Origin of the sequence: Pseudoalteromonas sp. Isolate3 (assembly GCF_022398505.1) — a bacterium.
GTDB classification, from domain to species: Bacteria; Pseudomonadota; Gammaproteobacteria; order Enterobacterales; family Alteromonadaceae; genus Pseudoalteromonas; species Pseudoalteromonas apostichopi.
The window spans coordinates 1-14,589 of record NZ_JAKEVN010000108.1; the positions used below are offsets into that span (position 1 = coordinate 1).

13 protein-coding genes and 1 rRNA gene are annotated in these 14,589 nt (G+C 41.7%); 5 read left to right on the top strand and 9 right to left on the bottom strand.

Features of this window, described 5'->3' with window-relative positions:
- Nucleotides 1-128 precede the first annotated feature (128 nt).
- Nucleotides 129-1,061, top strand: coding sequence for a porin (locus L1D46_RS16775; RefSeq protein WP_167659152.1), 933 nt, complete (start codon nt 129-131; stop codon nt 1,059-1,061).
- 104 nt (nt 1,062-1,165) lie between these two features.
- Here L1D46_RS16775 and recG read toward each other — a convergent pair whose 3' ends face one another.
- Genes recG through asnC form a run of 3 tightly spaced genes read right to left on the bottom strand, consistent with a single transcriptional unit; the run spans nt 1,166 to nt 4,506 of the window.
- Nucleotides 1,166-3,247, bottom strand: coding sequence for an ATP-dependent DNA helicase RecG (gene recG, locus L1D46_RS16780; RefSeq protein ID WP_239977911.1), 2,082 nt, complete (start codon nt 3,245-3,247; stop codon nt 1,166-1,168).
- Between the two features lie 39 nt (nt 3,248-3,286).
- Nucleotides 3,287-4,003 carry a tRNA (guanosine(18)-2'-O)-methyltransferase TrmH gene (gene trmH / locus L1D46_RS16785; protein ID WP_239977912.1) on the bottom strand — a complete coding sequence of 239 codons (717 nt, stop codon included), beginning with the start codon at nt 4,001-4,003 and terminating at the stop codon, nt 3,287-3,289.
- A 44-nt stretch (nt 4,004-4,047) separates the two neighbouring features.
- Nucleotides 4,048-4,506, bottom strand: a complete 459-nt coding sequence (gene asnC / locus L1D46_RS16790; protein WP_054554220.1) for a transcriptional regulator AsnC — start codon at nt 4,504-4,506, stop codon at nt 4,048-4,050.
- A 197-nt stretch (nt 4,507-4,703) separates the two neighbouring features.
- Here asnC and asnA point away from each other — a divergent pair, with 197 nt between their 5' ends.
- Nucleotides 4,704-5,699 carry an aspartate--ammonia ligase gene (gene asnA / locus L1D46_RS16795; protein WP_130049730.1) on the top strand — a complete coding sequence of 332 codons (996 nt, stop codon included), beginning with the start codon at nt 4,704-4,706 and terminating at the stop codon, nt 5,697-5,699.
- A gap of 55 nt (nt 5,700-5,754) precedes the next feature.
- On the opposite strand, the gene L1D46_RS16800 is transcribed toward asnA, so the two are convergent.
- The 6 genes from L1D46_RS16800 to L1D46_RS16825 form a co-directional block, all read right to left on the bottom strand.
- Complete coding sequence (locus L1D46_RS16800) at nt 5,755-7,359, bottom strand: FapA family protein (RefSeq protein ID WP_130049729.1); 1,605 nt, start codon at nt 7,357-7,359, stop codon at nt 5,755-5,757.
- A gap of 153 nt (nt 7,360-7,512) precedes the next feature.
- Nucleotides 7,513-7,905, bottom strand: a complete 393-nt coding sequence (locus tag L1D46_RS16805) for a RidA family protein (RefSeq protein ID WP_054554223.1) — start codon at nt 7,903-7,905, stop codon at nt 7,513-7,515.
- 11 nt (nt 7,906-7,916) lie between these two features.
- On the bottom strand, nt 7,917-10,022 hold the full coding sequence (spoT, locus tag L1D46_RS16810) for a bifunctional GTP diphosphokinase/guanosine-3',5'-bis pyrophosphate 3'-pyrophosphohydrolase (RefSeq protein ID WP_130049728.1): 2,106 nt from the start codon (nt 10,020-10,022) through the stop codon (nt 7,917-7,919).
- A gap of 130 nt (nt 10,023-10,152) precedes the next feature.
- Nucleotides 10,153-10,428: a DNA-directed RNA polymerase subunit omega gene (gene rpoZ / locus L1D46_RS16815; protein ID WP_054554225.1), complete on the bottom strand. Its 276-nt coding sequence runs from the start codon at nt 10,426-10,428 to the stop codon at nt 10,153-10,155.
- 101 nt (nt 10,429-10,529) lie between these two features.
- A complete protein-coding gene (gmk, locus tag L1D46_RS16820; RefSeq protein WP_167659148.1) occupies nt 10,530-11,150 on the bottom strand; it encodes a guanylate kinase in 621 nt (206 codons plus the stop codon).
- Nucleotides 11,151-11,318: 168 nt separating this feature from the next.
- Nucleotides 11,319-12,179, bottom strand: coding sequence for a YicC/YloC family endoribonuclease (locus L1D46_RS16825; protein WP_130049722.1), 861 nt, complete (start codon nt 12,177-12,179; stop codon nt 11,319-11,321).
- A 181-nt stretch (nt 12,180-12,360) separates the two neighbouring features.
- Here L1D46_RS16825 and rph point away from each other — a divergent pair, with 181 nt between their 5' ends.
- From rph to L1D46_RS16840, 3 genes are all read left to right on the top strand, one after another.
- Entirely contained in the window at nt 12,361-13,074 is a 714-nt protein-coding gene (gene rph / locus L1D46_RS16830; protein ID WP_130049721.1) for a ribonuclease PH, read from the top strand.
- Nucleotides 13,075-13,096: 22 nt separating this feature from the next.
- A complete protein-coding gene (gene pyrE, locus L1D46_RS16835; RefSeq protein WP_239977913.1) occupies nt 13,097-13,741 on the top strand; it encodes an orotate phosphoribosyltransferase in 645 nt (214 codons plus the stop codon).
- 609 nt (nt 13,742-14,350) lie between these two features.
- Nucleotides 14,351-14,589, top strand: a 16S ribosomal RNA gene (locus L1D46_RS16840); the annotation flags it as partial.

A 14,589-nucleotide genomic window follows, 5' to 3' on the forward strand; every position in this document is an offset into this window, starting at 1 on the left:
TAATTATATTTTATGAAGGTAAATTGACGTTTTTGTTTCAATTGTCATCTTTTTGTCATTTTTCGCTGTCACACTGCGCGCATTGAAACACAGTATGTGTTTTTTGTTGCGATTATTGAGGAAACGACATGAAATTTGCAAAGTCTAGCTTATTCCTAGCTTTATTTGGTGGTTTATCTTTTTCTGCATTAGCTGATGTAGATGTATATGGTAAAGCAAACGTGACTGTTCAATCATCAGATGATGGCGAAGGGTCTTTCACTGAAATTAAAAGCAATAACTCACGTTTTGGCTTAAAAGGTTCAGAAAAAATTTCTGAAGGCCTAGAAGCTGTTTATAAATTTGAGTTTGGTGTAGACGTATCTGACGCTGATTCAAAAGGCGACAATGACGATAACATTACTGCTCGTAACCAATATGTGGGTGTGAAAGGTAGCTTTGGTCAAGTTGTTATCGGCCGTAACGATACAGCAATGAAGCAATCTCAAGGTAAAGTTGATTTATTCAATGACCTTGAAGGAGATATCAAGAACGCGTTTAAAGGTGAAAACCGTTTAGGCGACACAATTTCTTATGCTTCTAAAGACTTTAATGGTTTCAAAGTATTAGCAACTTATGTAGCTGAAGATGATGTAGATGCTGATAACGGTTACTCAGTAGCGTTAACTTACGGCGATGCAAAACTTAAAGAAAGCAAACTTTATGCATCAGTTGCAGCTGACAGCGAAGTAAAAGGCTACGACATTGTTCGTGCAACAGTACAAGGTAAACTAGGTGACTTCAAACTAGGTGCTATGTACCAAACACAAGAAAAAGTGGATGGTAGTGCAGAAGCTGATGGTTACTTAGTAAATGCTGCTTACCAAATGAATAGCAACACTTTCAAAGTACAGTACCAAGTAATTGACTTTGATGAAGGCGATAAGAAAACGGCTATTTCTGCAGGTGTTGATCACAAGCTAAGCAAAAATACTAAAGTATTTGGTTTCTACTCGACGTTTGATACAGACAATCAAGTTGATCAAGATTACTTAGGTGTTGGCATTGAATATAAGTTCTAACCCAACACTGGGATAACTCTCTAACTTGTCAGCCCAGCTAATTAGCTGGGCTTTTTTATTGCTCTAGAAATAAAATTTTTACCGTAGTTAGCTTGCTTGAATGGTTAAGCTTGTGCGTAGTTTGATTTGCCAGCAAGCCAGCGCTGAATCAATTTATCGGTTAGTTCTGGGTAGCCGTTTAAAATTTTGAAGGCTATTGGTCTAACATGATCGAGTGTTTGCTTATCGCGGTTTAGGTCGGCGATTTTAAATTCAGCTAGGCCTGTTTGTTTGGTACCAAGTACTTCACCTGGGCCACGAATTTCAAGATCTCGTTCTGCGATAATAAAACCATCGTTACTTTCACGCAGCACACCTAAGCGTTTTTGCGCTGTCGCTGATAATGGCGCATGATAAAGTAAAACACAGTGTGACGCTGTTGCCCCACGACCAACACGGCCGCGCAGCTGATGTAGTTGAGCAAGCCCTAATCGTTCAGGGTTTTCAATAATGATAAGGCTCGCATTCGGCACATCAACACCCACTTCAATCACCGTTGTGGCAACGAGTACATGAATATTCCCGGCTTTAAACTCACTCATAATGGCTTGTTTTTCTGCGGCTTTCATCCGGCCATGCACTAAGCCAACGTTTAATTCTGGCAATGCTGCTTTTAATTGCTCAGCGCTATCTTCTGCGGCTTGGCATTGCAGTACTTCAGACTCATCAATCAGGGTGCAAACCCAATACACTTGCCGACCTTGCTCTGTGCACGCTGTTCTAACACGTTGAATGATTTCGTCTCGACGTGCATCTGGAATCGCCACCGTTGTGATAGGCGTTCTACCGGGTGGTAACTCATCAATCACTGAGGTTTCTAAGTCTGCATAGGCCGTCATTGCTAATGTTCGCGGGATAGGTGTTGCAGTCATTACTAATTGGTGTGGATAACAGTCACCAAAGCGGCCTTTTTCACGCAGTGATAAGCGCTGATGAACACCAAAGCGATGTTGCTCATCAATAATAATTAATACCAGGTTGTTAAACTCAACCTGCTCTTGGAATAATGCATGGGTGCCAACAATCATTTGCGCTTCCCCAGAGGCAATTTTTTCAAGAGTCGTTGCGCGCTCTTTACCTTTACTTTTGCCACCTAACCAAGCGACTTCAATTCCTAATTGATTAAACCATTGGCTAAAGTTGATGCCATGTTGCTCTGATAAAATCTCAGTAGGTGCCATTAAAGCTACTTGGTACCCTTCGCTTATCGCGGTGAGTGCGCTGAGCGCTGCGACTAAGGTTTTACCAGAGCCTACATCGCCTTGCACTAAGCGCATCATTGGAAATGGGTGCTGCAAGTCACCTTTTATTTCTGCCACGACACGACTTTGTGCATTGGTTGGGCAAAAGGCTAAATTAGCTAAAAATTGCTGCTCAAGCTGATTATGAGGCTTTAATGCAACTGCTTTTACGTTTTGCCCTTTTTGCCGCAGCTTTAATAGGCTTAAGTTTTGGGCTAGTAACTCTTCAAAGACTAAACGTTGTTGGGCAGGGTGCATACCTTGCTCTAGAGCTGTTAAATCAATATCGTTTTGTGGGCGATGTAAAGTCATTAAAGCATCGGCTAAGCGCATTCCAGTTGGCTGAAACTGCTCTGGCAGTAGTTCTTCTACTGGGTATTTACGTAATAGAGCAAGCGCCTGATCGCTAAGTGCACGAATAGATAACTGCTTAAGACCTTCGGTAACTGGGTATACTGGTGTCAGCGTTGTGTTTGTTGGTTGCTCAGATGGGGTATCCGATAAGCTGTATTCTGGGTGTGTCATTTCAAAACCAACACGACCGCGGCGGATCTCCCCAAAGCAGCGAATGATTTTACCTGTACTTAAAGCGTTTTTTTGAGCTGCACTAAAGTTAAAAAACCTGAGTGTTAAACGGCCTGTACCATCATTGACTTGGCAAACCAGCATGCGTCTTTTACCAAAGGTGATTTGGCTGGTTTCAATCGTGGCTTCAACACTAACATGACTATGAGGTTGGAGTTCGCAGATTGGGTGAATGCGGGTGCGGTCTTCATAGCGGTGAGGCAAATGAAACAGCATGTCTTGCACCGTCTCAATATTTAGCTTAGCAAGACGCTCGGCCATTTTCGGGCCGACGCCTTTTAATTCTGTAATTGGGTATAACGCTAAGCTAGGATGACTCAAAGGTGACTCAAATTATTAATTAGTAGACTGTTTTTCAGTTTACTTGCACTCGTTAGTAGCTTCAAGCGGTTGCGTGTGTTTTAAAATGTTCCAGAACGTTTCATCAGCAACAATGTCACCATTTTCATCAAGCTCAGGGTACGGCAGCTCTTTTTCGCGGCATTGTTCTGCAATAATAGGGTGGCAGCCTTCAAACAAGATACGATGCTTAATTCTGGCATCAAGCATATCTCGGTTGTAAAGCCCAGCTTCTTCCCTTTGGCGCTGTGCTTCAAATAGAATAAGCGCTGCTGCTACGGATACATTAAGAGACTGCACCATCCCTTGCATTGGGATGATGATGTTTTTATCAGCGTGAGCGAGGGCGCGTGATGAAATACCGTCTCGTTCTTGGCCAACAATGACAGCTGTTGGTTTGGTGTAGTCGATTTCGCGAAAGTCGACTGCATCATCTGTTAAGTGAGTTGCTAAAATTTGTACTTCAGGGTTGTGAGCACGCATCATGGCAACGGCCTCATCGATATTACGATGTAAGTGGGTTTCTAGCCAGTTCTTACTACCGCCTGAGGTATTGTTGGTTAACCATTTTTGATTCTCTGGCCATACAGCATGTACGTGATGGCAGCCCGTTGCGTCTGCTGTGCGGGCAATAGCAGATAAATTATGATGCTTGTGTACTTCTTCTAAACAAACCGTTAGGTCCGTTTGGCGGCGATCTAATACGCGCTTAACACGCTCAAAGCGAGTTGTATCCATAGTTGTGTGCTCGTTGACGGATTCTAATTGGCGCTGATTATACCCTAGGGAACAACAGCTCGGCTAATTGGGTTTTGTAATGAGATCAGCGTTTCTGTTGATTGAATGGCTTCGATGGCTTGTATTTTGTTAATCAACACATCTTGTAGATGATCAATTGAGCGCGCCATCACTTTGATAAATATACTGTAATTACCTGTGGTGTAATAGGCTTCGACAACCTCTTCTAGCTCTTTTAAATGCAGTAAAGTTTGCGGGTAATCACGGGCATTATTGAGATTAATGCCAATAAAGCAGCAAACATCGTAACCAAGCTGTTTGGCATCAATACTGACTTGGGTACCTGTAATAATACCCGCTTGTTTCATCTTTTCGACCCTAACATGAATGGTGCCGGCACTTACAGCAAAGCGTTTAGCAAGTTCTGCATACGCTGTTCGGGCATTTTCCATTAAAGCGTTAAGGATGTTTTTATCGAGATTATCGATTTGATAATTTTCCATGGTATTTCTTAGTGTTAATTGTTGAATCAATAATTTTTATAGCATTATTTTTATGAATATTTCAATGTTAAGTTCTTTTTATTGCGGGTTATTGAAAATAATCTTTGTTTGGTTGAGGATTGCTTTAACAGGAGGAGCCAAGCAGCGGGTTTCTCTAATTAAGCAAGTAACAATAACTGGGAATGAGGCCAATTATTATGAGTTCACACTACCTGCAGCAACAGCAGCAAATTAGTAAAGTAAAACAGTTTTTTTCAAGCCAATTAGAACAACAATTAGGGTTAGTTGAAGTACAAGCGCCGATCTTGGCAAAAGTAGGCGATGGTATTCAAGATAACTTAAGCGGTACTGAAAATGCTGTATCGGTAGCAGTGAAAACAATTCCGGGTAGCCAATTTGAAGTGGTCCACTCTTTAGCAAAGTGGAAACGTAAGACCTTGGCTGATTACGATTTTTCGGTAGGTGAAGGACTTTATACGCATATGAAAGCGCTTCGCCCTGATGAAGAATCTTTAAGCCCAATCCACTCAGTGTATGTTGACCAATGGGATTGGGAAAAAGTGATTTGCGAGAGTACAGAGCGTACCTTAGACAAACTAAAAGAAACCGTAACGTCGCTTTATCAGGCGATTAAAGCAACCGAACGCTTTGTGGCTAGTGAGTTTGATTTAACCTCGTTTTTGCCCGAGCAAATCACCTTTGTACACAGTGAACAGCTACGTCAGATGTATCCTGACTTTACAGCGAAACAACGTGAAAAAGCGGTCGCACAAGAATACGGTGCGGTATTTTTAATTGGTATAGGCGGCACACTTGCCGATGGTAAAATTCATGACGTACGAGCGCCAGATTATGACGATTGGTCAACACAAACCTGTAGTAAATTTGCAGGTTTAAACGGTGATATTTTAGTTTGGAACCCAGTGCTTGAAGATGCATTTGAAATCTCTTCAATGGGGATTCGAGTAAGTCCTGATGCCTTAGCTACTCAATTAGCGATTACAGGCGATCAAGCTCGTTTGGAGTTTGATTGGCATAAACAGCTACTCGCGAAGAAGTTTCCGCAAACGATAGGTGGTGGTATTGGTCAATCACGACTCGCTATGTTGCTGTTACAAAAACAGCATATCGGGCAAGTACAAGTAGGTGTTTGGCCTGAGCAGCTAAAACAGCAAGTGGAAGGAATTCTTTAAATTAAGATTTAAAGACCCTGGTAAAAAGAGGCTTTAACTTAAAGCCTCTTTTTTATTAACTAGTTTTAAACTCAACCTCGACCTTGTTTTCTTCGAGCTTCACTTTGCAAGGTGGATATTGGCGGTTAGTTAAAAGTACTTTTTCGAAAATATGAATTTCGACGCCGGAGTGTAGTTTTTTATTAACTACTAACTGCGCATCTTCCAGTAAATCATGCAAATGATGCTCTAAGCTTGATAGCTTTTTCTCAAGAGTTTCAGCTTGCTCGCAATAGTGCATTTGTGTGGCACCAATTTTTGCGAGTAATTGCTTTTTCTTTTCGGCATCTTTTACTTGATCTGCCTTTTCAATAGCAGTTTGTAAGGTATCAAGTTGCGCATCTGTTTGTGCTAAGTCTTTTAAGCACTGATCTGTTTGCGCGGTTACATCAGCACCTGAAGCGGCTAAGTTAATCACCATTTTAGCACCCGATTCATTGCCAATTTCGCCAGCAATAATCATTTGTGCATCTAAGATTTCTCCGCCGAATAGCTTGCCTTGCGGATTATCTTCTTGGCCTATTTGCAACAGCTTAGTGGCTTTCATCGTACAATGGCTGGCTTGGCGCTCAATGAGAATATTATTGGCTTCAAGATAGCAGTATTGACCATGTGATAAGTGAATGTCACCTTGGCTGATGATATTACATGATAACTTTTTATCTTCGAGCTGGTGGCCAATCACGCCTTGTTTTATGGTGATATCGCCAGCCGCTGATAAATGACCAGACTCTACAGTACCCATAACAGTTATATCACCTTTGGCATTAATACGCATGCCTGGTTCAACGTTATGAGTCACAATGACGCTGCCTTCAAAGTCTACGTGACCACTTTTTACGTTTACATCGGCAATAGTAAAAATATCATCAACACGCATGCCATTGGCAATATCAACAGGGACACCGGCAATGACAGAAATGAGTTCAAGTGGATTATTTTTAGATATTTCGGTACCTTCACCAGCAACTAATGTACTGCTCTCACCTGGTTTGGCTGGCAGTACATCACCGGTGACAGTAAAGCCTTCTTTACCAGGAGTTGCCGGAATTTGTTTAACTAGTAATACGCCAGGCTCTACGCTCGCTAATTTACCAAAGTCACGCATATCGGCAGTGCCATCCTCTCGTAGCTTTGGTTTTTTTAGGCGATCTTTTAAGGTCTCAACTTGTGGTACAAATTTGGATGGTTGACCATCAATAGGCAAGCGACCTTTCGCTAGCACCCCTTTAGCTACTTCTCCTGCGGGTAATTCAAATTGCTTCTGTAGTAATTGTTCTAAAAAGGTTTGTTTGTAACCTCGGGCTACCCCAGCTTTGATAAGCTCTTTCTTCGCTTCTTCAAGGCTCATTACTTTACCGCCTTCAGCGACGGTTAGCTCGCCTGTAGCCAGCATTTTATCATCGCTCAAAGTTACAACTAAGCTTGCATCATGTTTAGAAGCGACTACAAGCATGCGCTCATTAGAGTCACTTTTGAAGAAATTATTGATAGCTTCATGATCCACTCTGCATTCACAAAATGGTGACTTTTCTAATGCTTCGATAATAAACGCAGCACTAGGAGGCGAGTTTTCATGAACATCTAATAAAACGTTGCCGTTGTGAGCGAGCTTAAACACTTGTAATCCTTTTTTACTACTCTAGCTAAAGGTTTTATTAATTATAACAACAGAGTGCTAGAGAATTGCTTATGAGTCAAGAATTTCGGATGAGGAAAGTGGTAAGTTTTTCTAAAATAGCGCCAGCAACATTGCGTTGCTGGCAAGGAGCTATTAGTTTGTTGACGGTAGCTCCATGATACCGTCAATCTCAACTTGAACGCCTTTTGGTAACGCACGTACGCCAATTGCTGCGCGAGCAGGGTATGGCTGCTTAAAGTACTGACTCATTACTTCGTTAACGATAGCGAAGTTAGATAAGTCAGTTAAAAAGATATTTACTTTCACCATGTCTTGAATTTGACCGCCAGCAGCTTGGCAAACAGCTGTTAGGTTTTTGAATACTTGGTGGGTTTGTTCAGTAAAATCTTCAGAGATAACTTCCATTGTTTCTGGTACAAGTGGAATTTGACCTGATAAATAAACAGCCGTGCCTACTTTAACAGCTTGACTATAAGTACCGATAGCAGCAGGTGCATTATCAGTAGAAATAAAAGATTTGTTCATGATTATCCTTGTTACTTTTTACGATAGACTCTTTGCACATCAGGCATAACGCGAATGCGGCGCATAATATTAGCAACATGAACGCGGTTTTTTACCGTGATGCCTAAATCTATCATGTATAAATTACTTTCTTTTTCGTCAGTCGCTATCTCAACAATGTTGGCTTGGGTTGAGGCAACAACATTGGTTAATTTAGCTAGCGCACCTTGGTGGTTGATAATCTCAATACGAAGGGCTGCAATATATTCTTTCTCTGGGTTATCGTCCCATTTTACAACCAGGTATTTTGAGCGCTCTTTTTCCCAACCACGAATATTTTTACATTCTTGGCGGTGGACAGTAAGGCCTTTACCTTGGCTAATATAAGCTGTTATAGCGTCGCCAGGCACTGGGCGGCAGCATTTAGAGTAGTTAACCAACATGCCTTCAGTGCCGATGATGGTTGCTTTTGCTTTTTGCGCTAGGTCATCAAGATCGCCGGCATCAACTTGCATCAAGCGTTTCGCTATCAGCACACTCATTAAGTTACCAGAACCAATTTCAACTAATAGCTCAAGCACTGTATTTAGTTCATGCTCTTGAAGTACTCGGCGAATGTTTTCATCTGGAATATCATCCAGTTTGGTTTCACCTAGAGCTGAGTCGAGTAAACGTCTACCGAGCAACATTGCTTCTTCATGCTGCTGACTCTTCAGGTAATTGCGAATACCTAAACGCGCTTTACCTGTAACAACAAAGTTTAACCAAGTTGCATTCGGGTGTGCGCCTGAGCTGGTGATGATTTCGACCGTTTGTCCTGTATCAAGAGGCTTGCTCAGAGGGTGAGGTTTACGATTAACACGTGCACCCACACAAGTATTACCAACATCAGTATGCACTGCGTACGCAAAGTCGACAGCTGTTGCGCCCATAGGGAGCTCAACTATACGGCCATCTGGCGTGAATACATAAATCTCTTCAGGGAACAGCTCTGTTTTAACGTTTTCAACAAACTCAAAAGATGAGCCTGCACTTTGTTGAAGTTCCAATAAGCTTTGCATCCATTGGCGAGCACGCTGCTGTGCTGTATTACCTGCATTATCACCGGCTTTTTTATACATCCAGTGAGCAGCAACCCCTTTGTCTGCCATGTGATCCATATCGTGGGTACGGATTTGAATCTCTACAGGAATACCATGAGGGCCAACTAGTGAGGTATGAAGTGACTGATAGCCATTAGTTTTTGGTACTGCAATATAATCTTTAAAACGGGTTTCGATTGGCTTGTAAAGGTTATGAGCAACACCTAATACGCGGTAACAGGTATCCATATTATCAACATTGATACGGAATGCGTAGATATCCATTACTTCGTTAAACGACAGCTCTTTATTGAGCATTTTCTTATAAATACTATATAGGTGTTTTTCACGGCCAGATATAGTCGCTTCGATGCCAGATTCTTCTAAGCGCGCTTCAATTTCAGTTTTAATATTACTGATAACTTCTTTTCGGTTACCACGTGCTTTGACGACTTCTGATCTTAATGCGCGATGACGCATAGGGTAAAGGGCTTGAAAACCTAAATCTTCTAATTCATTTTTAATATCATGAATACCTAGGCGGTTCGCAATTGGTGCATAAATCTCTAGCGTTTCACGGGCAATTCGGCGGCGTTTATCTGGACGCAGCGCGCCTAAGGTGCGCATGTTATGGGTTCTATCAGCCAGTTTTATTAAGATCACGCGAATATCTTGGGTCATCGCCATGATCATTTTTCGATAGTTTTCGGCTTGGAATTCTTTTTTATCTTTAAAGCTAAGTTTATCTAGCTTACTCACCCCTTCAACAAGCTCAGCAACTGTGTCGCCAAAAATTTCAGCTAAGTCTTGTTGGCTAAAGTCGGTGTCTTCAATCACGTCATGCATCAGGGCAGCCATCAGCGTTTCGTGATCTAGGTGCATGCCAGCGAGTACTTGTGTCACTTCGACAGGGTGGGTGATATAAGGCTCGCCACTTGAGCGAGTTTGGCCTTCGTGGGCTTCGCGAGCTACCACGTATGCTTTTTGTACCAGCTCAATCTCTGCTGGTGGTAAGTATTCGGATATTTTCTTTTTGAGGCCTTCGAATAGATACAAAGTCACACTCCAATGCGCAAATGAAGTAAATCGGTAACGGTATGAATAGAATATACGATGAAAAGAAGGGCTTGCCAACGGCTAGTGTAGAAATACTAGCCGTATAGCTAAATCAAAGCGGGGAGCTTGATTACTGGTTGCCACCTACGATAGCAGCCACAGCAGCCATTTCTGCTGCTTCTTGATGTTGTTGTTCTTCACGATCAATTAAGTCCATAGAAGAGCTATCAACTAGCCCTTTCTCAATTTCACGTAAAGCAATAACCGTTGGTTTGTCATTTTCAGCATCAACGAGTGGATCTTTACCACCAACCGCGATTTGGCGGGCACGACGAGCCGCAACTAAAATTAAGTCAAAACGATTACCAATTGCATCTACTGCATCTTCAACAGTTACGCGAGCCATCTCAGCACTCCAAATAAATTCTTAAGCAAAGGCGTAGTTTACTGTACCAAGTTAAATTCGCCAATAGCTTGTGGTTAATTTTTATCTTATTCTTAAAAGTATTATTTAAGTAAGTTCTCTAATAACGCCTGATGGCGCACAGTTTGGCTTTTTAACGATAAACGTTTAGCCATGACAATGGTTTCGATTTCAGCAAGCGCAGTATCAAAGTCATCGTTCACAACAACATAGTCATACTCATTATAGTGTGATGTTTCTGATTGTGCTTTCGCCATTCTTCCTGCGATTACCTCAGCAGAGTCTTGACCACGGTTATTTAAACGTGATTCCAGTTCTTCTTTTGATGGTGGAAGAATGAAGATAGTCTCAACATCATCTACTAATTTACGAATTTGCTGAGCACCTTGCCAATCAATATCTAAAAATACATCAATACCTGCAGCAAGTTGGCTTTCGATTGCTTGCTTAGACGTACCATAGTAGTTATCAAAAACTTGCGCCCATTCAAAAAAGTCATTTTTCTCAATTAGCGCTTTGAAGTCATCCACAGACACAAAATGATAGTGCACACCGTTTTCTTCACCCGGACGAGGTGAGCGAGTGGTGTGCGAAACCGATACTTTCATATCGCCGTGTTTCTTTAATAAAGCACCAATTAAGCTTGATTTACCAGCCCCTGATGGAGCTGACAAGATAAATAAATTTCCGCGAGTTTGCGCCATGATCTGTCTCTAATAAAAAATAAACAGGCTCGGACTATCACTAATCCAAGCCTTTAATTCATCTATTGTACTTTATTTCGCTAAAAGTGCTCAAGTTTGCCTGCTTTTAGCCTCATGAAAAAAAAGACCCAGCAGGTGCTGGGTCTTATAAAAAGCTATATCACGCGTTTATTCTATATTCTGAATTTGTTCGCGCATCTGCTCGATTAACACTTTTAGCTCTACCGCAGCGTTAGTGATGTCACTGTTGATAGATTTTGATGCTAACGTGTTTGCTTCACGGTTAAACTCTTGCATCATGAAATCAAGACGTCGACCACATGCGCCGCCTTTAGTTAAGATTTTTTTTGTTTCTTTAACATGCGACTTTAATCGGTCAAGTTCTTCAGCAACATCTTGTTTTTGTGCAAGGTAAATAAGTTCTTGCTCAAGGCGAGATTCGTCGATGTCTGTTTTTAGTTCTTCAAGCTTTAGGTTTAGTTTTTCACGTTGCCATTTAGCGATTTCTGGTAAGTGGCTTTCAACAATAGCAACCTGCTCTAAAATTGCATCAAGGCGAGTCGCAATCATTTCTTGTAAGTTCGCACCTTCATCGCCGCGAGCTTGTTTGAAATCTTCAATTACTTGGTCAAACCCTGCAATTAGCGCAGTGTTTACGCTATCCATATCTAGCTCTTCGGCTTCCATAACGCCAGGCCAACGTAAAATATCAACGGGGTTGATGTCACCGTTACTTTGGCTTTGCACCCATTGTGCGCTTTTAATTAATTGCTCTGCGAGTGATTCGTTAATCGTTAACTCACCAACATGCGCTGGATTTGCAGCAAACTTTAAGAAAACTTCAACTTTACCGCGCTGTAAATGTTTACGTAAACGCTCTCGAATAACTGGCTCCATGCCACGAAATTGCTCAGGTGCGCGGATAAAAGTCTCAAGGTAACGTTGGTTAACTGAACGAATTTCCCAAGTGCCAGTGCCCCATTCGCCTTTAATTTCGCGGCGCGCATAAGCTGTCATGCTGTGGATCATGGATGATTTCCTAGTGTTATTGAATTTACAAAGTTGACTGATTATACCGAATCAGCTTTTAACCTCTAGCGTAAATTTTCTGAAATGTGTTTTTCTGATGTAGTTAATTATGTAAATGAACATGGCATCTAGCACCACATCGACTTATAATGTGGCAAATTCAGAATTAAGGGGATCGTTAATGCGTCCAAGCGAAAGAACACCTAACCAAATTAGACCGGTTACATTTACACGTAATTACACTATGCATGCTGAAGGTTCAGTATTAGTAGAGTTTGGAAACACTAAAGTTTTGTGCACAGCAACTGTTGAAGCAGGTGTACCACGCTTTATGAAGGGCCAAGGTAAAGGTTGGGTTACGGCTGAATACGGTATGTTACCTCGTTCAACACATACTCGTAATGGTCGTGAGGCAGCGCGCGGTAAGCAGGGCGGTCGTACTATGGAAATTCAACGCTTAATCGCACGTGCACTGCGTGCAGCGGTTGACTTAAAAGCGTTAGGCGAAAATACCATTACTATCGATTGTGATGTGATTCAAGCTGATGGTGGTACGCGCACAGCATCAATCAGTGGCGCGTGCGTTGCATTAGTTGATGCGCTAACTTATATGCGTAGTAAAGGTATGATCAATTCAAACCCACTTAAGCATATGATTGCTGCAATCTCTGTAGGTGTATATAAAGGCCAGCCAATTAGTGACCTTGAGTATCTAGAAGATTCTGAAGCCGAAACAGATATGAACGTGATTTTGACTGAAACTGGCAAAATCATCGAAATCCAAGGTACAGCTGAAGGCGAACCTTTCTCATTCGAGGAACTAGATGAGCTACTTACATTAGCTAAGCACTCAATTCGTGAAATTATCGACGTTCAAAAGCAAGCATTAGCATAATAAAGAAGTAGGTTTATTAGTTATGAAAGATTATCAAAAAGAGTTTATTGAATTCGCACTTGAAAAGCAGGTGCTTAAGTTTGGTGAGTTTATTTTAAAGTCTGGTCGCACTAGTCCTTATTTCTTCAACGCTGGTTTATTTAATACAGGTCGTGACCTTGCACGTTTAGGTCGCTTTTATGCAGCTGCACTTGAAGATGCAGGTATTGATTACGATGTGTTATTTGGCCCTGCTTATAAAGGTATTCCAATTGCGACGACTACAGCCGTGGCTTTAGCTGATCACCACGACAAAGATGTACCTTACTGTTTCAACCGTAAAGAGAAAAAAGCACACGGTGAAGGTGGCACATTAGTTGGTTCTGAACTTAAAGGTAAGATCATGTTAGTCGATGATGTGATCACTGCGGGTACAGCTATTCGTGAGTCTATGGAAATTATTGCAGATAATGGTGCAGACTTAAGTGGTGTTTTAATTGCACTTGACCGTCAAGAGAAAGGTAAAGCTGAGTTATCTGCTATTCAAGAAGTAGAGCGTGACTTCGGCACTAAAGTTATCTCGATTGTAAAACTAGCTGACTTAATTAGTTACCTAGAAGCGAAAGGCACAATGGATGAGCATTTAGCCGCAGTAAAAGCATACCGTGATCAATACGGCATTGCATAACAGCTAAAATGCAAACTATATAAAAAGCCCTGCTATGTTGCTGGGCTTTTTTGTTTATGGACATTTGTGCTTTTATAGCCTTAAATACGGCTAAAAAGTTACTGAAGCGTTAATAAAGTTTCTCTTTTGTGCTGTTTAGATTAAAAAGAACTCAAAAGGTAGTTTTTTTAAAGTTTTCTCAAAAAAGTGCTTGCGTTAATTCGCCGTATCCCTATAATGCGCATCCACCGACACGGCGGACTGCTTACAAAAAAGCAAAACGACGAGTTGGTTGAGTCAAGTAAGACTGAGTTTTGAAAAAATAAACTTTTCTCAAAATTAAGTGTTGACAAAAATAAAGGCTTGCGTAGAATGCACAGCCCTTGAGGCGCGAAAGTATCTCAAACGTTCTTTAACAATATAAAGCAATCATCTGTGTGGGCACTCGTACAGGTTGAGTTCTAACAGCAGATTCTAGTTCGCTAGATGACGCAAACAAATTTAGAGTCTCAATTGAACTGAGTGACCAACGGAAACAAGTTTACTTGTTTCAGCACAGTCAATTCGATATCGAAAGATATCAAAATTCAGAATTCATTGAGCATGTCCTTCGGGACAGAAAAAAACTTTTAATTGAAGAGTTTGATCATGGCTCAGATTGAACGCTGGCGGCAGGCCTAACACATGCAAGTCGAGCGGAAACGAAGAGGTGCTTGCACCTCTGGCGTCGAGCGGCGGACGGGTGAGTAATGCTTGGGAATATGCCTTATGGTGGGGGACAACAGTTGGAAACGACTGCTAATACCGCATGATGTCTACGGACCAAAGTGGGGGACCTTCGGGCCTCACGCCATAAGATTAGCCCAAGT